19 protein-coding genes are annotated in these 21,175 nt (G+C 43.4%); 9 read left to right on the forward strand and 10 right to left on the reverse strand.

All coding sequences use genetic code 11. The annotated features are described in order from the left end of the window. Window positions 1-24: 24 nt before the first annotated feature. A complete protein-coding gene (gene speB / locus EV213_RS12155; RefSeq protein ID WP_133580816.1) occupies window positions 25-900 on the reverse strand; it encodes an agmatinase in 876 nt (291 codons plus the stop codon). Beyond that, window positions 897-1,736, reverse strand: a complete 840-nt coding sequence (gene speE / locus EV213_RS12160) for a polyamine aminopropyltransferase (RefSeq protein ID WP_133580817.1) — start codon at window positions 1,734-1,736, stop codon at window positions 897-899. The genes speB and speE overlap by 4 nt, the downstream gene beginning before the upstream one ends. Window positions 1,737-2,014: 278 nt before the next feature. Here speE and EV213_RS12165 point away from each other — a divergent pair, with 278 nt between their 5' ends. Continuing rightward, entirely contained in the window at window positions 2,015-4,048 is a 2,034-nt protein-coding gene (locus EV213_RS12165; RefSeq protein ID WP_243740079.1) for a transglycosylase domain-containing protein, read from the forward strand. A gap of 949 nt (window positions 4,049-4,997) precedes the next feature. Here the strand turns inward: EV213_RS12165 and EV213_RS12170 are convergent. After that, entirely contained in the window at window positions 4,998-5,510 is a 513-nt protein-coding gene (locus EV213_RS12170; RefSeq protein WP_133580818.1) for a YwhD family protein, read from the reverse strand. 127 nt (window positions 5,511-5,637) lie between these two features. Here EV213_RS12170 and EV213_RS12175 point away from each other — a divergent pair, with 127 nt between their 5' ends. Continuing rightward, window positions 5,638-5,820: a 2-hydroxymuconate tautomerase gene (locus EV213_RS12175; protein WP_133580819.1), complete on the forward strand. Its 183-nt coding sequence runs from the start codon at window positions 5,638-5,640 to the stop codon at window positions 5,818-5,820. Between the two features lie 43 nt (window positions 5,821-5,863). Here the strand turns inward: EV213_RS12175 and EV213_RS12180 are convergent, their stop codons facing one another. From EV213_RS12180 to EV213_RS12190, 3 genes are all read right to left on the reverse strand, one after another. After that, window positions 5,864-6,376 (reverse strand): YwgA family protein, encoded by a 513-nt coding sequence (locus tag EV213_RS12180; RefSeq protein ID WP_133580820.1) that lies wholly within the window; start codon window positions 6,374-6,376, stop codon window positions 5,864-5,866. Window positions 6,377-6,382: 6 nt separating this feature from the next. Beyond that, the gene (locus EV213_RS12185) at window positions 6,383-7,684 is read right to left on the reverse strand and encodes an HD domain-containing protein (RefSeq protein WP_133580821.1); all 1,302 of its coding nucleotides are present in this window, start codon (window positions 7,682-7,684) and stop codon (window positions 6,383-6,385) included. A 1,305-nt stretch (window positions 7,685-8,989) separates the two neighbouring features. Further along, the gene (locus EV213_RS12190) at window positions 8,990-9,184 is read right to left on the reverse strand and encodes a hypothetical protein (protein ID WP_133580822.1); all 195 of its coding nucleotides are present in this window, start codon (window positions 9,182-9,184) and stop codon (window positions 8,990-8,992) included. A gap of 440 nt (window positions 9,185-9,624) precedes the next feature. On the opposite strand from EV213_RS12190, the gene EV213_RS12195 reads away from it, so the two are divergent. Together EV213_RS12195 and EV213_RS12200 are read left to right on the forward strand one after the other, a co-directional pair. Continuing rightward, window positions 9,625-9,795 (forward strand): aspartyl-phosphate phosphatase Spo0E family protein, encoded by a 171-nt coding sequence (locus EV213_RS12195; protein WP_133580823.1) that lies wholly within the window; start codon window positions 9,625-9,627, stop codon window positions 9,793-9,795. Window positions 9,796-9,929: 134 nt separating this feature from the next. Beyond that, window positions 9,930-10,775: a lipoate--protein ligase family protein gene (locus tag EV213_RS12200; protein ID WP_133580824.1), complete on the forward strand. Its 846-nt coding sequence runs from the start codon at window positions 9,930-9,932 to the stop codon at window positions 10,773-10,775. A 62-nt stretch (window positions 10,776-10,837) separates the two neighbouring features. On the opposite strand, the gene pta is transcribed toward EV213_RS12200, so the two are convergent. Next, the gene (pta, locus tag EV213_RS12205) at window positions 10,838-11,812 is read right to left on the reverse strand and encodes a phosphate acetyltransferase (protein ID WP_133580825.1); all 975 of its coding nucleotides are present in this window, start codon (window positions 11,810-11,812) and stop codon (window positions 10,838-10,840) included. Between the two features lie 243 nt (window positions 11,813-12,055). Between pta and hemQ the strand changes: the two genes are divergently transcribed. The 3 genes from hemQ (at window position 12,056) to gerQ (ending at window position 14,100) form a co-directional block, all read left to right on the forward strand. After that, the gene (hemQ, locus tag EV213_RS12210) at window positions 12,056-12,811 is read left to right on the forward strand and encodes a hydrogen peroxide-dependent heme synthase (RefSeq protein ID WP_133580826.1); all 756 of its coding nucleotides are present in this window, start codon (window positions 12,056-12,058) and stop codon (window positions 12,809-12,811) included. A gap of 357 nt (window positions 12,812-13,168) precedes the next feature. Next, window positions 13,169-13,597 carry a cell wall hydrolase gene (locus EV213_RS12215; protein WP_133580827.1) on the forward strand — a complete coding sequence of 143 codons (429 nt, stop codon included), beginning with the start codon at window positions 13,169-13,171 and terminating at the stop codon, window positions 13,595-13,597. A gap of 20 nt (window positions 13,598-13,617) precedes the next feature. Further along, entirely contained in the window at window positions 13,618-14,100 is a 483-nt protein-coding gene (gerQ, locus tag EV213_RS12220; RefSeq protein WP_133580828.1) for a spore coat protein GerQ, read from the forward strand. A gap of 60 nt (window positions 14,101-14,160) precedes the next feature. Here the strand turns inward: gerQ and EV213_RS12225 are convergent, their stop codons facing one another. After that, window positions 14,161-14,655 (reverse strand): hypothetical protein, encoded by a 495-nt coding sequence (locus EV213_RS12225; protein WP_133580829.1) that lies wholly within the window; start codon window positions 14,653-14,655, stop codon window positions 14,161-14,163. A 1,291-nt stretch (window positions 14,656-15,946) separates the two neighbouring features. Between EV213_RS12225 and EV213_RS12230 the strand changes: the two genes are divergently transcribed. Both EV213_RS12230 and EV213_RS12235 read left to right on the forward strand, forming a co-directional pair. After that, window positions 15,947-17,140 carry an FtsW/RodA/SpoVE family cell cycle protein gene (locus EV213_RS12230; protein WP_243740080.1) on the forward strand — a complete coding sequence of 398 codons (1,194 nt, stop codon included), beginning with the start codon at window positions 15,947-15,949 and terminating at the stop codon, window positions 17,138-17,140. Between the two features lie 193 nt (window positions 17,141-17,333). Beyond that, window positions 17,334-19,793: a bifunctional diguanylate cyclase/phosphodiesterase gene (locus EV213_RS12235; RefSeq protein WP_133580830.1), complete on the forward strand. Its 2,460-nt coding sequence runs from the start codon at window positions 17,334-17,336 to the stop codon at window positions 19,791-19,793. 360 nt (window positions 19,794-20,153) lie between these two features. Here EV213_RS12235 and EV213_RS12240 read toward each other — a convergent pair whose 3' ends face one another. Then, window positions 20,154-20,459 (reverse strand): helix-turn-helix domain-containing protein, encoded by a 306-nt coding sequence (locus EV213_RS12240; protein ID WP_133580831.1) that lies wholly within the window; start codon window positions 20,457-20,459, stop codon window positions 20,154-20,156. Between the two features lie 174 nt (window positions 20,460-20,633). After that, entirely contained in the window at window positions 20,634-21,005 is a 372-nt protein-coding gene (locus EV213_RS12245; RefSeq protein WP_133580832.1) for a DUF423 domain-containing protein, read from the reverse strand. Window positions 21,006-21,175 lie beyond the last annotated feature (170 nt).

The raw sequence follows: 21,175 nt of genomic DNA on the forward strand, positions 1-21,175 counted from the left end.
TTTTCATAATGGTTTGTAAATGAATTATTTCACCCAGCCAAGAAGCATTTCCCTCACAAGCTTTGAGGCAGTGATGGCTGTTTGATCTGAAGAATCATAGGCTGGAGCTACCTCAACCAAATCGGCACCAATAATCTTAAGGTCGGATGATGAAAGCAAATAAATGGCATCAAGTAGTTCTTTTGAGGTGATGCCCCCTGCCTCAGCCGTCCCTGTACCTGGCGCAAACGCTGGATCAAGAACATCAATATCAATCGTAACGTATACTGGGCGTCCCTTGAGCTCTTCCATGACTTCTTTGAGCGGTGCAAGAACCTCAAATGGGAAAAGATGCATGCCGCTCGTTTTCGCAAACTCGAACTCCTCACGTGCACCTGAACGAATGCCAAAGGAGTAGACGTTTTCCGCCCCAAGCAAATCACACGACTTGCGAACAGGAGTAGAGTGCGATAGAACCTCGCCTTCGTATGATTCTCTTAAATCTGCGTGGGCATCAATATGGATAAGAGCTACATCTGGGTATTGCGCGTGAGCGGCTTGGATGACTGGCCAAGAAACAAGATGCTCTCCTCCTAAGCCAAGAGGGAATTTACCCGCTTGAAAAACCGTATCCGCAAATTCTCGGATCACCTCTAGGCTTTTTGCGGCATTTCCAAACGGTAGCAGCATATCCCCTACATCATGATACGCTACATCTTCAAGATGCCTGTCCAAACGCAAACTGTATTCTTCAAGGCCAATGGAAGCCTCGCGAATTCGATTCGGACCGAAGCGAGACCCTGGACGGAAGCTGACGGTCCAGTCCATAGGCATGCCATAAACAACCGCATCAGCCTCATCAAAGGACGCTCGACTCATTATAAACACTTTGCCTGAGTAAGCCTCATCAAAATGCTTCATTCGCCATTCTCCGTTAAGAGTGTCTCAACAAAACGAGGCAACACAAAACATGCCTTGTGTAGCGCTGGGGTGTAATACTTGGATTCAATCGCATGAAAACGTTCGTCTCGTACTTGCAAAGGGTCCTGCGTTTTTGAACCAATCGTAAACGTCCATAGACCACTTGGGTACGTCGGAACATTTGCCGTATACACACGTGTGATCGGGAAGATCTCCTTTACATCCTTCACAACCTGCTGGATTAAGTCTGCTTTGAACCATGGGTTGTCGGTTTGCGCAACAAAAATACCATCTGCCTTTAAAGCTTTCGATATTCCCTCGTAAAAGCCCTTCTCAAACAGCTTCGCTGCTGGGCCTACAGGTTCTGTGGAATCAACCATAATGACGTCATACGCACTTTCCGACTGAGCGATATGCATAAAGCCGTCATCTACCTTGACCTCTACCTTCTCATCATCCAGAGCGCCTGCGATGCTAGGCAAATACTGTTTAGAGTAGTGAATGACGTCACCGTCTATTTCAACGAGTGTCGCTTTTTTCACCGAAGGGTGTTTAAGGACCTCACGAATGACCCCACCGTCACCACCACCAACAACGAGCACGTGCTCAGGGTTCGGGTGCGTAAACATCGGTACGTGTGCCACCATCTCGTGGTACACAAATTCATCCTTTTCAGTCGTCATGACCATGTCATCGAGCAAAAGCATGCGTCCAAACTCTTCTGTATCCACAAGATCCAATTTTTGAAAAGCAGTCTGCTTATGAACGAGAGACTCCTTAACTGCTGCTGTGATGCCGAAATGTGGTGTTTGCTTCTCTGTAAACCAAATGCTCATTTCCATTCTTCCTCTCTATATCTTTCAGCTTATAAGCTCAATTCCAATTGATGTGAAACAACAAAAAGTATAGTCGATTTCAGCGAAAAAGCAATCCTTTTTTCATCTCAGCCTTCCATCTCCATTCCCTTAATGAATATGGCAGTAAAAGATGGACATACTGGGCAAAAAAGGTCTTTTGTCGCTCTCGGTTTTTTGAACATTTTGCTTTTATTATAGCTCGCGAGCTCTTAAGAGTACCTATTTAGCTATTCTTTGATGAGAAAGGAGCCCGATAAGTGAAGTACCCCCAGTGGTTAAAACGCATCGTGATCATAGCACTCATTGCCCTTTCTATTGGGCTTAGTAGTTTAGGCGTCGTGTTGCTTGTTGCCAAGCTATCCCCACCACCAGCCCTTTCCGTTCCTCAAACCTCTGTTGTCCTTGATATAGCGGGTAATCCGATAGGCGAACGAACGCCTGGTGGCATCACGCGGTATTGGACAGCGCTAGCGGACATTGATCAAGATGTTGTTCAAGCGACGCTTGCTGCAGAGGATGCACACTTTTATGAGCACAATGGATTTCATTACTCTCGAATTGCGGCAGCGGCGATAGCAAACCTCAAAGCAATGGCAAAAGTCCAAGGCGCTAGCACAATTACACAGCAATATGCACGAAACTTGTTCGGAGATATGTCCAAAACATGGAGCCGCAAGCTTCGAGAAGCCTACGTTACTTTGCAACTAGAAATGCACTATTCTAAAGACGAGATTCTAGAAGGGTATTTAAATACGATTTATTACGGTCATGGCATTTATGGGATTGAAGCTGCGGCACGCTTTTATTTTGGCACTTCCGCAGACGATTTGACAATTGCCCAGGCCTCGCTTTTGGCAGGAATACCAAAAGGGCCAGGGTTTTACTCTCCTAAAATCAATATGGAGAACGCAAAAAAACGCCAAGCGTATGTGCTTTCGCAAATGGTTTCTGCAAAGGTCATTGACGCAAGCGATGCACAACTAGCTGCAGAGAAAGTGCTCCATTTTGCTCCAAAAAAGGAGGATATTCGCGTCGCCCCTTATTTTCAAGATACGGTGTATCAACAACTCTCGAGCCATTTGCATCTAACGGAGCGTCAAGTAAAAACAGGCGGCTTGCGAATCTATACGACGTTGGATTCAAATCTGCAAAAAATTGCTGAAAAAGCGGTGGCTGAAAACCTTTCAGAGGAATCAAAGATTCAGGCCGCTGTTGTCATTATGGAACCTAAAACTGGGAGCGTCAAAGCCCTTGTTGGGGGGAGAGACTATCAAGAAAGCTCGTTTAATCGCGCGATTCAAGCACAACGGTCTCCTGGCTCTACCTTCAAACCAATACTTTATTATACAGCACTTCAAAATGGGTTTACACCTGCGACTCGCCTGATGAGTGAACCGACTGCCTTCCCTTACGATGAAGGCCGCGAAGTGTATAGGCCTGGCAATTATAATGGCTATTACGCACACAGACCGATAACTATGGCGCAGGCGTTAGCGTTGTCAGACAACATTTACGCCGTCAAAACAGGGTTGTTTCTAGGCACAGATCAGTTGATTCAAACCGCCAAAAAAATGGGCATTGATAGTCCACTTAAATCGGTCCCTTCACTATCGCTTGGTACGTCAGCTGTAAACGTCTTGGAGATGACCGAAGGGTACAGTGTGTTTGCCACAAATGGCCGTCATGTGCCACCTCAGTTTATTACGAGAGTCGAAAATGCGGCGGGCGAGGTCATCTATGAAGCTGAGCCAACGTCAACTCAGGTGTTAGACAAGGACCTTGCCTTTTTAACAACGCATATGATGACGGGCATCTTTGATGATCGTTTGAACGGGTATACGACTGTCACTGGCCGTGATCTCATTCCATTGCTCACACGCCCTTATGCAGGAAAGACGGGTACCACGAATGCCGATTCTTGGATGATTGGCTTTTCACCACAGCTTGTGACTTCGGTTTGGCTCGGCTACGACGAGGGCAAAACGATGGACATTCCTTCTGAAAAAGCAGCGCCGAAATACATTTGGGCGGATATCATGGAACAAAGCCATAAAGGACGACCACTACGAGCTTTTCAGCCGACAGAAGATACCGTCCCAGTCGCCATTGACCCTGAGAGCGGACTTCGCGCAACCTCAGACTGCCCCGTTCAACGCGTCATGTATTTCGAAGAAGGAACTGCACCACAAGGGTATTGCAGCTTGCCAACTGCAAAAAAAGCAAATGAGTCCCCTCTCCTGCCCGTTGAGGAACCAAAGCCCCCATGGTGGGAGCAGCTGTGGCCGTTTTGATCGTTATGCAGTAACTCAACCTTCGCACCTTACACTTGACAGACGCTTAGATAAAACTACCCCAAGCTGCCAAACGCTCGCTTTTACACCTTACGGGTACAAGTGTAACATCGATTCGAAAGGACCTCATCGTGTTTTCTTTGCCGTTGGAGTCTCGCTAGTGGCTGCTTTTAGGGGTAGAAGTCAGCTTCATTTCTGAAAGACGACCTTTTAGAAACACAGGATTATAAGCACCGGCAATATGTCTATTTACTGAATACAGCAGGTGTTGTATTGGAGAGCAATTGATCTATCTCACCTTGCTTCTACTGAGGCACAGCAAATGTTGAAGGTGATTTTTGCTCTGTGCAAATGATCAAAACATAAGTCCAATGCTGCATCAATACTGCACTAGGTGATGTAACCTTTCTTGAAACGTTGCACTTCCTTGTCTTGTTCGGTAAGCAATCACGCCTTAACACATTTTTTCTCCGGTATACGAGACCGGGACAAAATAAAAACAATGTACGCAGAAACAAACTTCAGCGTAGTCAACATACGTAGATTCCTGCGGCAAAGAAAACACGACGAAGTCTTTTTGAGTCGATGTTGCACTTGTACCCTTTAGGGTGGAACAGCGCGAGCTGAAGATCCCCTCGGAAAGCTTTTGCTTTCCGAGGAAGCTGAAGCCGTGCCCGCGGAATGCGAAGTATTTTGACGAAGCGATAGCGATTTCAAAAAATTCACCATTTGGTAATTTAATACTATTGCCTGATCCATCTCCCTTTACCCTTTGCTGTCTCAATTGAAAAAAGGCCGACTCTCCACCATCGTCCTTCGCGCAGAAAGATCGACAGATGGAGAGAACAGCCCTTTTTCGTGTCCTAGCGATGCTATGTGTGCACCTTTTACAAAGTGTACGTATTTTAGTGCGCTTTCTCAAGTGTTCTTTCTAATGTTCATAAAATGTTCACGATTTCAAGGCATCTTGAATTTCACTCGGCGACCGTTCCCACATGCCCAAATCGTAGCCCTCCAAAAAGGTCGCGAGTAAGGCACGCGAGTCTTGATCCATATGCTCTACAGCCACTTTATGCTTCATGGATTTATCCATGTTGTTCACATGCTCAGGCATTGATTTGTACCCTCGTTTAATCTCTCGATTCACTCGGATTTCACATCCCCCAAGACCAGCATAATAGGTGCCTTCCGGTCCTTTTGCGACTGTCACCCAAACAATCCAGTACAACCTGCCATTCGGAACCTCTGCTCGATCTTGCACAAACTTTAAACGCCGCTCGACTTTAGACCGGGCATGAAGCGCACCCATATCGATAAATGCCTCTTTATCTTCGGGGTCGATAATGACTGGTGTCACATTTTCAAGACTTAACGCCCCTACACCAAACCCACCGTGGCCATCGGTTGAATCATTTTTTAATATATTGAACTGACTTCCACCTGGTTTTTTTTGTTCACTCAAAGGGGTTCCTCCTTTTCCACTCAATCATGCTACAATCATATCATATTCCTTTTTCCTGACTCCAATGAGACATCGTTGGCGATGGCAATGGGATACCTACAATCATAAGGAAAAGGAGGCAATACATATGCCATACGTTACAGTAAAATTGTTAGAAGGTCGCTCAGACGAGCAAAAAAAGGCGCTCGCTGAGAAAGTAACAGCGGCTGTTTCTGAAACTGTCGACGCGCCACCTGAAAAAATCGTTGTATTCATTGAAGAAATGAAAAAAGAAGATTACGCAGTTGGTGGCAAACGCTTGGCTGATTAATGAACGACAATCCCTCGCATGAGGTTTCGGTGTTCATTAAAGCTTATGAATTTTGGTAAGAACCTTGCTTCAACTTTGCTATAAAAGCAAGCGCATCAGCGATTTCATTTTCCTGATAGCGCTGCTTTTTCTTGACCTGACCAATCTTTTCCACAAGTAACGTTTCTTGCAACTCTTCAAAATACAGCACAGTGGCTACCAATTCTAGAAAACGAGAGCTCTGCTGATTTAGGCACATCATGACTTCGCCTGTCAAAACACTTTCCAGACCGTATTGCTTTAAGAAATCGTCGCCATCTCTCGTTAATGCATATCGGTATTGTTCATACCCACCTTTGCGTTCCTTCGTTTCACTGATAAGACCTAGATTATGTAGCTCCTCCATTTGCAGTGTGAGTTCCTCTGAATAAGGACCATAAAAATGGAACTCATACTTCTCGTAAAATGGAAAGCGTAGCTTTTGCGCAACATACACCATTTTCTGTAGTTTTTTTCGTCCGATAATCTCTTCTGTTTCTGCTAGTACTTGAAGCAGCTTGGTATGTTCTTTTAACAAAACGCATTACCCCTTGCCATACAGAATGTCCAAAATCCTCTTCTTCTCTGTTTCAAACGTCGAGAAGTCCTCTAGTCTGTCCTTCGGAAAATAGAGCTTATGATCCGTACGCTTTTTTCCTGAGATGGATTCGACGATGTCCGATTGCCGTGACAGCTCTTGTAATTCGCCTCCAGGCATCAGCAAATGAATGGGCAAACGCTCCTCTTCCTCCCCTGGGCGATAAAAATCGTACGGAAGATCAGATGATGAATCAACGACGAGATAATACTCTGGTGCCAATCCAATGGTTTGAAACAACGTACTCAATTCGAGCCATTTTTTCATTTGCAACTCTAAATTAAACTCAACATACTTGTACAAACGACGGTTCATAAAGCGATCGCAAAGGTCGTTCAAAATACCATCCTTTTCATGCTGCCACATGTGAAAATAATACATAACGATCGCTTCATCAAGCTGCAAATACTCGTCCAATGAAATCTGCTCTTTAAAAAGACTCTCAAAATGCACTGGAGGGTATTGAAATGCATACCCCTGTTCAAAAAGCTCTTTTGCACGGTGAAGAACCTTTGTCAAAATCACTTCTGCACTGCGCGTAACAGGATGGAAATAGACCTGCCAGTACATTTGGTAGCGACTCATGATGTAATCTTCTACCGCATGCATTCCACTATGCTTGATCACGGCCTGATCTTCCGTTGGGCGCATGACCCGCAAAATACGTTCCATATCAAAATGGCCATAGCTAACTCCTGTATAAAACGCATCACGCTGTAAATAATCCATTCGGTCCGCATCAATCTGACTTGAGATTAAGCTGACAATCAGCTTGTTTTCATCTGTTTTTTCGATGACATCAGATACACGCTGCGGCAACGTTGGGCTCGCTTGCTTAAGAATGGCATTAATCTCCGTGTTTCCTAAAATAATGCGTCGACTCCATTCTTCGTGGTCAAGATGAAAAACCTTTTCAAAGGAATGTGAAAAGGGGCCGTGTCCGATGTCATGTAGCAACGCAGCACAAAGACAAAGCAGACGATCCTCTTCACGCCAATGAGGACGATCCTTAAACACCTCAACAATTCGACGAACAATCTCATACACACCAAGGGAATGATTAAATCTACTGTGCTCCGCCCCATGAAAGGTTAAATACGAGGTTCCTAATTGACGCACACGGCGCAGCCTTTGGAACTCCTTTGTACCAATCAAATCCCATATCAGCTTATCCCTCACATGGATGTAACGGTGCACAGGATCTTTAAACACCTTTTCTTCATCTAATTTTTCCAACATATACGCCATGGCTTAAGCAAGCCTCACTTTCTGTCTATACTTCCCAACAGTCGACTCTTTCTTTCATTTTACATGGTTTATCTTTTTCCTGACAACAGCGAATAGCCAACTCTTGTGGATTGTTTCCACAAACATTGGCTTGTGTGCTCCTGACGTATCTATTTTTTGTCCCACGTTACTGTTTTTCATATGGTGAACAGCGGAAGTCTCGCCACATTTAGTCATTGCACAGCTTTTATCACTGAGAAGTCTCGCTCCTAATGTGTCATTGCTTCCTCGTCACAATCAACGTATCGATTGAACCATCTACTCCCAGACCGTAAATGGCATGCTTATCTTAACTTTCGCACCTTACATTTGGCATACACTCTTTGATATAGATGGGTACACCTGCAATTTATTGTTGGGATTGCTTTCTATACAAGCTGCTTTTAATGATGAACTCATTTTTATGATGTGACATGCACTAAAAAGGAACTGAATAGTATTTGGAGCGTAGAACTCCACTTAGTTACTTAGAGCGGTTTTTAGAAAATACAGGATTGTGAAGCACTGGCACCTTTAAATTCCTGAATACAAATAAGATGTCATTCGGTCTATCTCACCTTGCCTCTACTCAGGCAAAGCCACGTTGAAAATGATTATTTGCTATGCAGAAGGTGTCTAAAATCACAAACAAACCTGAAGTACACCAATGTATTTACATTAGGTGATATAATTCCGCATGAAACGATGCTCTTACTTTTCTTATTAGCTAAAGCAACACATCTTAACTCACTTTTCCATTTTCTTCATTAAACAAGACCAAGAAAAAACAATTTACGCAGAAACAAACATCAGCGTAGTCAACATACGTAGACTCCTGCGGGAACAGCGCGAGCTGAAGATCCCGCAGAAAAGCTTTAGCTTTCCGAGGAAGCTGAAGCCGTGCCCGCGGAAAGCGAAGTATTTTGACGAAGCAATCATGTTTCTTTTCACCCTGTGGGCACAAGTCCAACATCGATTCGAAAAGACCTCATCGTGTTTTCTTTGCCGCTGGAGTCTCGCTAGTGGCTGCTTTTAATAATAAACTCATTTTTATGATGTGACATAAACTAAGCGACTCATCTATATTTAGATGAGTCGCTTAGTTATTAAAAGGCAATCTTTTAGTTATAACGGGCTTGTGTGCATTGGGACCTTTATATTTACTGAATGAAGTTGTTCTCAAGATTTTAATAAGCCATCTATCTCACCTTGCTCCCGCTCAGGAGAAATCAACGATGAGGGTGATTGTTTTACAGTGAAAGTTGTCTACTTAAAAACACGCTGCGATTATTTTTTCTTTTTGGCAAGTTTGCGAATCAACTCCAACATCTCAGGGTCAATGTGAGGAGTAAGTTCTTTCGCCATTTTATCGGTCTGCAAGTCTTTCGCCTCTTGATCCTTCTTGTCTTTCTTTGAAAACTGGAAGGGAGGCACCTCGTCCCATGCAAAATGTCCAGTAAGCTTCATTGTATATAAAAACATCTCATTTTCCTCCCTTATGTAAGGGATTCCCCTTGTACCTAAACAATACACATCAGCGTGTGTCGAAAGTCTACACTTGTTGACGATTTATGTCTACCAATCCATTTTTTCGCTTTATTTTCTAAAACCTGAACATTTTCTTGTTGCTGTCAGACGAATACTATGATTATATCGTGTCAAGAATGTCTTTTAATTTTCGGGGAAGTTCGCACCTCGTTCCATAACAAAAAAATTATACACGAGAATTCCCTTGCTGGATTGCGCTACTTCTAATCCTACTGATTTCTGAAAGAATGCCACTGTTTTTTATACTTTTTTAGATACTATCGCTTCCCTTTCCAGACAAACGAGGCTATACTTGAAGAACGTTATATTTTTTGGAAAAAATGTAACCGAGATACATCTTTAGGAGGAATGAAGGATTAAAAGGAGGCATACCTGTGAGAAGTGTCATGAATCGAACAGACGAAATTGAGATGCTCCGAAAAGAAATGTACAAGCTTTACAAAACGCTGGACAACCTTCAAGATCCACAATTGATTGAACTAAGCCAAAAACTTGATGAAAAAATGAATCAGCTTAGTGAAAATCGCGGACCGTCTGCTTCTTAAAGTCCGCTATAGAAGCCTCTTTTTAATAATTAAATCCGAGACGACTCCTTAGCAACCAGAGGAAGGCGTCTTTTTTGTCTTTTGCTCCTGCGCCATTTCGGATATGATAATGAGTAGTGAAGGGAGTTACGACAATGAACAAAACTTATCACCCCCTACTTTTATCCCCAACTTGGCGTGTGGTTGACCAATCACTTCCAGACCCCTCTTTTCGCGCGCTTGAATCATTCGCCATCGATGATACTCTTTGTGAAGCGGTTGGAAAAGAGCATTCTGCACCTATTTTGCGCTCATGGGTGCATCACGAAACCATTGTGCTAGGTATTCAGGATGCACGATTGCCAGGAATCGAACAAGCAGTTCGTTCCGCACATACACTAGGGTATGACGTGATTGTTCGTAATTCAGGTGGGCTAGCGGTCGCCTTAGATGAGGATGTTCTTAATATTAGTCTTATCTGTAAAGAGCCAAAATCCGCTATGATATCCCAAGGATATGAAAGCATGGTCGCGTTGCTTCGAGCTGTTCTAGCAAAGGAAGGCATTGCTTTTGATGTTGGAGAGATTGAAGGATCGTATTGTCCTGGAAGCTACGATCTAAGTATTCACGGAAGAAAGTTTGCAGGTATCTCTCAACGACGAATTCGTGGAGCTGTAGCTGTTCAGGTGTATCTTGGCGTAAAGCGGAGCGGTGCAGAGCGAGCAAAAATTGTCCAAGCACTGTATGACATTGCCGTTCAGGACAAATCAGAAACGTTTGTGCCTACCATAAAGCCAGAGGTTATGGGATCATTGGAAGAGCTCACGGGCATTCCTTTATCCCATTCAGACCTCATGCAGCACGTGTACACTGTTCTTGCTGACATAGGGGCAACGGTGCAGGCCTCTGCGCTCACTGAAGCTGAATCCGAGCGCCTGGTTTCCTACCGACAACGTATTCTTGATCGCAACACAGGGGTCTATATGGAGCCTATCAAATAAAACGATAGACAAGAAAAAGAGCGTTCGGCGAGTTTATTTCTCATTCGCCAAACGCTTTTTTCTTATTGGCCTGATTGGACAGCTGTCATTAAGGCAAGATGATACGCATCCTCTGCGCTGCAGCCACGAGACAAATCATTGACAGGCTTGGCCAAGCCTTGTAGCAACGGGCCAACCGCGCTATAGCCACCAAGGCGCTGCGCAATTTTATAGCCAATGTTCCCCGCCTCAAGCGTTGGGAAGACAAACACATTCGCATCTCCCTGGAGCTTTGAATCCGGTGCTTTCTTTTTCGCCACAGAAGGCACGACCGCGGCATCAAATTGGAATTCACCATCAATGATTAACTCTGGCGCTTGTTCTTGAACGAGCTTAACGGCGTCTGCCACCTTCGTCGTTTCCTCGGACACAGCCGATCCTTTTGTAGAGAAGCTAAGCATCGCTACTTTTGGTTCAACACCAAATAGTTCCGCGGTTTTTGCCGTTTCCTGAGCAATCTCTGCTAAGTCTGTCGCATCCGGGGATATATTGATCGCACAATCCGCAAAAACAAATGTTTCATCATCTTTGACCATTAAAAAGACACCTGACGTTTTTCGAACGCCTGGTTTTGTTTTAATAATTTGCAGCGCTGGACGGACAGTGTCTGCCGTCGAATGGGCCGCTCCGCTCACGAGTCCTTGTGCAAGCCCAAGGTGAACGAGCATTGTGCCAAAATAATTCGGATCAAGCAACATTTTCTGCGCTTGCTCGACAGTTGCTTTTCCTTTTCTGCGTTCAACAAAAGCGTCTACCATTTGATCGAAATCCGCGTAACTGTGTGGATCATAGAGTGTAATCCCTGAAATGTCCGTTCCAACGGCCTTTGCTTTTTGCTCAACCTCTTGCTTATTGCCAATTAAAATCGGCGTCACAACGCCTTCTGTATGCAACCTTGCCGCTGCTTCAAGAATGCGTTCATCTGTACCTTCTGGAAACACAATCGTTGCGTTTTGAACCGCAGCCTTGTCTTTTATTTGCTGAAACCAATCGCCCATTTTTGTAGGCCTCCTTAGACATTAAATCATCGATTCTCTCTAAACCATACCCCTTTTGACAGGGAATGAAAAGGTTTTGGAGAAGCTTTTCACCATTCAAAAAATTGAAGGGGTTTTCATAAAATGATCACTTTTGAAGCCTACGGTAATCTCTCCCACTATGGTATAGTATGATTGGAAGTTGACGGGATCATACCCTCATTGTTCGTGAGTACCACGTCTTCAAAAAGGAGTCGATGAGAGATGAATGAAGCAGCAAAAACATTTGACGGTTGGTATGTGCTCCATGATTTTCGTACAGTCGATTGGTCGTTGTGGAAACAAGCAGCTGGCGACAAGCAAGCCTCTGTACTGCGAGAATTTAATCATTTTCTATCACGGTTAGACGTTACCCAAGAGGCTAAGATTGGCAGCCACGGGCTTTTTACCATTCTTGGACAAAAAGCCGATCTCATGCTAATGACTTTGCGTCCAACCATTGATGAGCTTCAAGAAATTGAAACGTCGTTTAATAAATTGCAAATTGCAGAGTACCTTACACCTGCATATTCCTATGTGTCTGTTGTAGAATTGTCGAACTACATGGCATCAGGCTCTGAAAATCCTGAGGAAGATCCAAGAATCCAAGCACGTCTTAAGCCCATTCTGCCTAAATGGCCTTATGTCTGCTTTTACCCAATGGACAAGCGTCGCGATGGCAGTGACAACTGGTATATGCTCCCAATGGACGAGCGTAAAGAATTAATGTACAGCCACGGGAAAATTGGTCGCGGCTATGCAGGAGCTGTTAAGCAAATCATTTCAGGATCAGTCGGCTTTGACGATTGGGAATGGGGCGTTACGTTGTTTTCCCAAGACGTTCTTCAATTTAAAAAGCTCGTTTATGAAATGCGCTTCGACGAAGTAAGTGCCCGCTATGGTGAATTTGGCAGCTTTTATGTCGGCCAAAGGGTAGAACTTGAAGGCATTGCACCATTTTTCCACGTTCAACCAAACTAAACAAACTCAAGGCAGTCCCGAAAGTCAGAACGATGACTTTTGTGACTGCCTTCTTTGTGTTTTTCAAAAAATGCTACGACTGACTTAAACCATGAGTCTTAACAGCGCGGTATGACTCTGCACCCGTACATTTTTGTCTCTTCTCCTTTTTAATCAAGCCGTAAATAATGTGTAGTCGGAATTTCTATATGAGTTTACGTATTGACGAGCTCTAAAAAAAGCTCTCTCTGCATTTGAGTCCACACAAACGCCGAACGGTGAAAGAGTATACGACCATTTCTTGTACTAAGACACCTTGCCCTAGCATACATGTGAATAATGACAACAAAGAAGACTACAGAGAAATGAGGTGGGGCAATGGCCGTCGTTCAATATACAGAAAAAGGTGTACAGCTGCTTGCGCGATTAATGCGAGCTGAGGCAGAAGGAGACGGGGACCTGGGAATGCTCCTCGTTGGCAACGTCGGAGTGAACCGTGTGCGTGCGGAGTGTCTAGACTTCGTGGACATTGATAACATTAATAACATGGTGTTTCAGTCTCCAGGAGGCTTCGAGGCGACGCAAAAGGGTTATTTTTATCAACGTGCCCGTGAAAACGATAAGCGCCTTGCTCGCAAGGTCATTAAAGGCATTCGGTATGATCCAGGAAGTTATGCGCTTTTTTTCTTTCGTCCTCCGGGTGATTGCCCTGCACAGTGGTATGGCCAAGCAAATACAGGTCGTTACAAGTCCCATTGCTTTTTCGCTCCAACACAAACTGAATGTCCTGCCGTTTACGGTGGTTAAAAGGGAGAAGGAGGAACAACATGGCGAATAAAAACACGACAGGAAGTTCGGGCTCCTATTACGGGTACCCAACGCAAGGTCAGCAAGGGCAAGGCTACTATCCTTATCAAGGGTATGGGTATCCCCAGCAGGCACAGCAGACCCAACAACAGCAGCCATATCAAAATCAACCTCAAGCGACATTAGGGGTGACTGATGCACCAGGCCAATTGCCTATTCAGCAGTCTTATATTGAAAACATTCTAAGGCTCAACAAAGGCAAAGAAGCCACGGTGTACATGACGTTTGAGGCAAGTGAAGAATGGAATTCAAAGATTTTCAAAGGCATTATTGAAGCGGCCGGTCGTGACCACATCATTCTTAGTGACCCGAATACAGGCAAACGATATCTGCTTTTGACGATTTATCTTGATTACATTACGTTTGATGAGGAAATTAATTACAATTATCCGTATGGTCAGCAGTCGCAATCAGGGAATATGTCAACGTATTCCCCACGATAACGTTGTCGTCCTTAAAAACCGAGGCTTTCAAAGCCAACGGTTTTTCTTTTTTACTAAAGACTATTGTCCATCCTTTAGTTTGACGTAGTGAAATTCTGCTTCTTGCAATGATTGATTTAATAAAAGCGCTGCATCTACGACGAGAAACGCTGAAATGACCATTGCAGCTATTATAGCTAAACTTGACACTTTGACATCAACGTCTTTACGACTCTTTCCATATTTCTTATAAAAAATAAATGAGGTGACTACAACGATGATAAAGCACGATGCCCAAACAATTAATTTGGCAAGAAACGTGTTACTATCATTCACAACCTCCATAAACTGTTGTAATTCTTTTTCATTGTGACTGTTCTCTTCGATTATCGTTATATCCCCTTCATACCCAATCTGCCAAGCATTTGGCGATTGCCCGAAATTCACCACGTATTCGTACCCCAGTACATTTTCGCTTAATAGGCTCCCTGAAATTTCTTGTGTATCTTCATTGCTTTGACACGCCGTTAATAGGACCGCGAGAAAAAACAACATCAGCATACTATTTTTTTTCATGACGCCCCCTGCCTCTCTTAAAATTTTTTACCAGATGGAATTTATCCTTAATTCCCCAGATGCAGAACACGGATATTCAATATGTAAGTAGTATTACTAACTCAACTTTCACACCTTACATTTTGCAGACTCTCTTAGCTAATAGATGGGTAAACCTGCAATTCATTGTTGGGGTTGTTTTTTATACAAGCTGCCTTACGCTCACTCTTACCCTAAAGAGCACAAGCGCAACATCTACTCAGGAGTGCCTATCGACGTGTTTTCCTTGCATCCTGAATGTACTTAGTTGTATGCATTACGTGGAATCGTTTCATCTCTGAGTCCTTGTGTTTCATGATCGGCCTGCGTTTTATTTATTTTTTGAACCTGACTCTCTCATCCGACAGTACGTGCAGAATCTGCAAAAACTGCAAAATCCACAGCTACATGAAACAATTCGCTTCTTTATCTTATTTACTATTGCAACACAGTTCAACTCACTTTTCCATTTTCTCCTTTATGTGAGACCGGGACATCATAAAAACAATTTACGCAGAAACAGCCATCAGCGTAGTCAAAATACGTAGACTCCTGCGGGAACAGCGCGAGCTGAAAATCCCGCAGGAAAGCGTTTTTTGCTTTCCGAGGAAGCTGAAGCCGTGCCCGGCGGTAAAAAAAACACGATGAGAGGCTTTTCTGAGTCGATGTTGACCTTATACCATTTATGGTGCAAGCGAAGTATTTTTGACGAAGCGGTTGTGATTTCTTTTCATCCTAAAGGGCATAAGTGCATCATCGTTTCGATAAGACCTCGTCATGATTTCTTTGCCGCTAGTTATTTAGAGCGTAGAGATCGGCTCAGTTACAAAAAGGCGATCTTTTAGAAAATACAGGGTTATGAGCATTGGCACCTTTTAATTTACTGAATACAGCAGGCGTTGTTTTGAAGCGGTCAATCGATCTATCTCGCCTTGCTTTTCCTCAGGCACAGCCAACATTGAAGGAGATTTTTGCTCTGCGTAGTTTTCTTACTATAATGACTTACTGAAGGCTTGTTTTGTTTCAAAATATTAAAATTCGCAAAACGGATCAATTTGAGAAATTTCGTATTAATCCTCGTGTACTATAAATCCCAAACAACACGCAGTCATGTATGACATACTCTCCCAACAGCTTTTCTCCACTACATTTTCTTAAAGTGTGACGTTTTCGCTAAACCTTTCGTCTATTGTTTTAGATACGTACGGATTGTAATGTACACATTTTTCCATTATGCTGAAAAGAACGAACACTTAAGAAATCAGGTGGTACTTTGAGCGAAACGGCACCTAAATCGCTGTCTGATCGAATCGATTGGACGTTGCTTTTTTTAATCCTGCTGCTTGCAATGTTTAGCTTAGCGGGTATTTATAGTGCGCAGCTTCACGGCTCTGGCACAACTCGAGATGTGATGATGCAAGGGGCGATCTACGCAGGAAGCATCTTTCTTTTTATAGGGATGATGTTTTTTGAACCTGAACACTACCAAAAATTGACGTGGTATTTGTACGCGTTCGCAGCGATCATATTGTTTGCACTTATTATCGCGCCCCACTCTATTGCGCCTGTGATTAATGGCCAACGTAGCTGGTTTGTGATTCCTGGGTTTGGCACACTACAGCCTGCAGAGTTTGCCAAAATCACGTACATCCTTTCCATGAGTTGGATTTTGGCACACCACAAGTCGATTGATCAGGAACAAACGCTGAAAACAGATCTATGGTTGCTTGTAAAATTCATCGCCTGTACATCACTTCCTTGGCTGCTCATTATGATGCAGACCGATCTTGGTACTGGGCTTGTCTACCTCGCGATTTTTTCAGCCTTTATGGTTGTCTCTGGGATTGCTTGGCGGCTGATTATTCTGCTTCTATTAAGTGTATCAGCGATAGGTGGAACGGCCATTTATCTCGCTTTATTTCAATCAGAATGGCTACTATCCTTAGGTGTAAAGCCATATCAGATCAGCCGCGTTTTCGCCTGGTTAGAACCAGAGGTCGTTGCTAAGGGGGAGGGTCTGCAGCTCCTACGATCAATGCGAGCGATTGGTTCAGGACAAATATACGGGAAACCCTATGGAGATCGGGAAATCTATATACCGGAAGCACATACAGATTTTATTTTCAGTGTCATTGCTGAACAATTTGGCTTTATCGGGGCAAGTTTGTTAATTGCGGTTTTCTTTTTCTTGATCTACCATCTCATACAGATTGCCTTACGTACCCGTAGACCGTTTGATACATATGTATGTGTGGGTGCCATCGCAATGATTGCGTTTCATGTCTTTCAAAATATTGGCATGACCATGCAACTTCTCCCAATCACTGGCATCCCTCTTCCTTTTGTTTCATCAGGGGGGAGTTCCCTATTAAGTTCGCTCATGCTCATGGGTCTCATTCTTAGCATCCAGTTTCATGAAAAAAGCTATATGTTTGAATCCGATGTCTCAAAAATGCAAATGAAATAAGAATGGTTTAGGACGGATAGGAAGTTAGTTCCTATCCGTTTTTCATCTCTTCGAATGATACAAAAGTCATAAACTCAACACATTTATATAGTTAAATAGACTCATATAAGGTACAATTTACTCAGTCATATATAAATAAAGAGCTCCAGATAAGGCGGTTGCAATTCAAAAACGAAGAGGTGAACGATCACGAATGCTAGCAATGACTCATCATTACAACATTACGCTTGTGGTTTTGTCGATTGCAGTCGCTGTATTATCTTCCTATGCTGCGTTACATATTGGAAACCGACTCGTTCGCTCGAGTGGCTTTAAACGCCATCTTTGGCTCACAGGCGGTGCGTTCACTCTTGGTTTCGGGATTTGGTCGATGCATTTTATTGCCATGCTTGCCCACCACACTTCTATGCACGTTACGTACCAGCTATTTCCGTTGATTTTGTCAATTGTATTTGCTATTTTAGCTTGCTTGGTCGCCTTTTACATTTTAAATTATGGGCTTCAGAAACAATCTCAGTTTCTGCTTGGCTCGCTTTTTATCAGTGTAGGTATTGTGTCGATGCACTATGTTGGGATGGCTGCTATGGTTGTCGATGGCGTCATTCACTACGATCCGTTGCTCGTCGGTGCTTCCGTCCTCGTTGCGTTCACGGCATCGTATGTTGCTCTCCTTTGTATGTTTTATTTTCGAGCAGGGATTGAAAAAGCCGGTGGGCATTTACGCATGATGATTAGTTCACTCGTGATGGGGCTGGCAATTGCAGGGATGCATTACATCGGGATGGCGGGAGCCTCATTTAAAGTGCCTCTATCAAGTACCGATACGCCTCTACACTCCCCTTGGCTGAGTAGTCAAATGCTTGCCGTTCTTACAGGCATCGTTGTCCTTGTAACAATCGCATTTACGTTTGCGATGATTTATTTCGATCGTCGCATGGAGTCAACGTCAATTGAATTGCAACGAATTGACGACTTATATCAGTCCATTGTAATGACAGCGAAAGATGCGATTGTAATGACAGACACAAAAGGGCTCATTCTATCATGGAATGCATCAGCAAAGTCGATCTTTGGCTATTCAGAAGCAGAAGCTCTAGGACAGCCACTTACGCTCATCATTCCTGAACGTTTTCATGCGGCGCATCTTCATGCGATAAGCGCGCCAAAAGCAGCAGCATTTAGTAAGGTCATAGGCAAAACGATTGAAATGATAGGTTGTTGTAAAGATGGATCTGAAATCCCTATTGAATTGTCCGTGTCTTCCTTTAGTCATAACGATTCAGATACGATTTATACAGGCATTATGCGTGATATTACAGAACGGTTGCAATCACAGGAAAAAATTCAAACGCTTGTTTATCGTGACGAGCTTACGAAGCTCCCGAATCGACGCATGCTTCAGGAACACTTGAATTCTTTGCTAGAACAATCGTCTCCTGACCATCCGCTTGCCATCATGTTTATTGATTTAGACCGTTTTAAAAGCATAAATGATGTGTACGGACATAAAACGGGGGACCGTTTGTTAAAAGAAGTCGCACAAAAGCTGAAACAATGCCTGGATTCATCAGCAATGTTAGCTCGTCTGGCCGGAGACGAATTTGTTGTTATCCTTACAAAGACGACGCATCTCCATGCAGGTCAGGTCGCCAATCAAATCTTACAAACGTTAAATGAACGCATTGTCATTCATCGAAATGATTTTTATATTACAGCTTCTATTGGAATTAGCTTGTATCCGGAGGATGGTAAGGATACAGCAACACTTCTTAAGCATGCAGACATCGCTATGTACGATGCGAAGGAAAATGGCAAGAACAATTATCGGTATTTCACAACGGAAATGAATGAATCGATGACGAAGCGACTGGACATTGAAACAGGGCTCCGCAAAGGGCTGGAAGAAGGGCATTTTGAGCTCCATTATCAGCCCCAAGTATCTGTGCTGGATAAGAACATTAAAGGGGTTGAAGCACTGATTCGATGGCGAAATCCGGAGAGTGGCCTTATTCCGCCGAATGATTTCATCCCGATTGCAGAAGATACAGGGCTGATTCTACGAATTGATCAATGGGTATTGCAGGAGGCCTGCTCGCAGGCAAAGCTGTGGCAAGACGAGGGGAGCTTCCATGGACGGATGAGCGTGAATATTTCTGCCTTGCAGTTTAAACAGCGTGATTTCCCAGACACTGTCCGGAGAACGTTACAAGACACTGGATTGGACCCCACATTTTTGGAGTTAGAGCTAACTGAGTCCATCATTCAAGATCCTGAACATGCGTTTCCAGTAATGAAGGCCCTTAAAGACATGGGCATACGCCTATCGCTCGATGACTTTGGCACAGGGTATTCCTCCCTTAGTTATTTAAAGGACTTTCCACTTGATACAATTAAGGTCGATAAATCATTTATCCAAACGATGAATAATGGACTGAAGGACCAAGCCATTGTAAACTCAATCATCAATATCGCAACGAGCCTCGACTTGACTGTCATTGCAGAGGGTGTCGAAACAGATGATCAGCTGCTTTCGTTGCAGCAAAAGCATTGCCACGAATACCAGGGCTATTTGTTTAGCACGCCACTCTCAAGCAAAGATTTTATCGAAAAACTAAACCGTGGTGATTTTCAGGTCCTTCAAGGTATAAGCTAGTTACTTAAAAAGATAAAGGCTCACATGCGTATTGCTTGTCTCGTCGATCCTCAGCATATCAGAGTAAGGGGACGGGGCTTCTTTCAGAACAGGAAAAATTAAACCGTCAGTTTATAGACTGACATAGCGATTTAAAGCACAAATCATACAACTTCATTAGGCTGCCACGCTACCAAATTCTTTTGGTGCTTGGTAGTCTACTTTTTCTTGGATACGCTTTTCATTATAGTATTCCATGTAACGGTCAATTCGTTCTATAACTTATTCCTCTGATATGGAATTGAATTTCCCTGAACGAGTTTTAAGACACGCCCTAAATAAATAAAAAAAGACACTCTAATAATAGGCTGTCTCTCCTTTTTATATTTGGGCTAACCCCCCAGCTTCTTCTTCTTTTCCTTTTGGCTTAATTTCTTTAGTGATAAGAATTTCTACACTTGTATCCAAGGCCACAGCTATCTCTTCCAACTTCTTTATAGTCACGTTATGATTCGCCTGTTCAATCCTTGAGATAACTGATTGCTTAGTATGGATCATTTTAGCTAAATCTGTTTGCGTCATGCCTTTTAGCTTCCTAAGCATAATGATGTTCTTAGCGATCTTGAAAGGTAACTCTAATTCATCAAATGCTTTTCTATATTCCTTGTCTTCCTCATATTTCCTCATCGATCTTTTCTTAGCAGCCGTTCGTTACCATAGTTTTGGAAATTCGAGGGGTAAACAAATTACTGTTTTACTCGCCACTTCACTCCTGATCGTGTTTTCTACAAATAAGGAGTGAAGTGGCGAGTTTTTTCATTTCATAGTCGTTCGGATTTTTCTCTTTGTCATTTCTGTTTCCTATGAAAGCTTTAGCGCCGCTAAGCCTAAAAGCACCCAACCCGCTAAGAACAATACCCCACCAATTGGTGTAACCGCACCTAAAATCGTTTTTCCTGTTAACGCCATAACGTACAGGCTTCCAGAGAAAAACACAATCCCTGCTGTCATTAATGACCCAGCCCAGACAAGCATCGGCGTGGACACGAAGGTAGATAAAAATGCGACCCCTAATAGGCCAACCGTATGAAACATTTGATAATTCACGCCGGTGTGATAGTTCGCCAGCATACGTTCGGATATTTTCCCTTCAAGGCCGTGGGCACCAAACGCTCCAATGGCTACGGAGAGAAATCCGTTAATGCTTGCAATCAGCAAAAATAGTTTGAGCATACGCTCACCTGCTTTCTTTAGTCTTTGAGCCAATGCATGTTTACAATGAGTTTAGTATACTAGAAAGACATGATTGAATTCTAGAAGATGACGCTTTGTCAAACCCTTTAAAATGGCGTTCAATGCTAGCAGACCCTGTATTTTGTTGAATGTGCCAATCGTGTGAACAG

This window comes from Aureibacillus halotolerans, assembly GCF_004363045.1.
Lineage (GTDB): Bacteria > Bacillota > Bacilli > Bacillales > DSM-28697 > Aureibacillus > Aureibacillus halotolerans.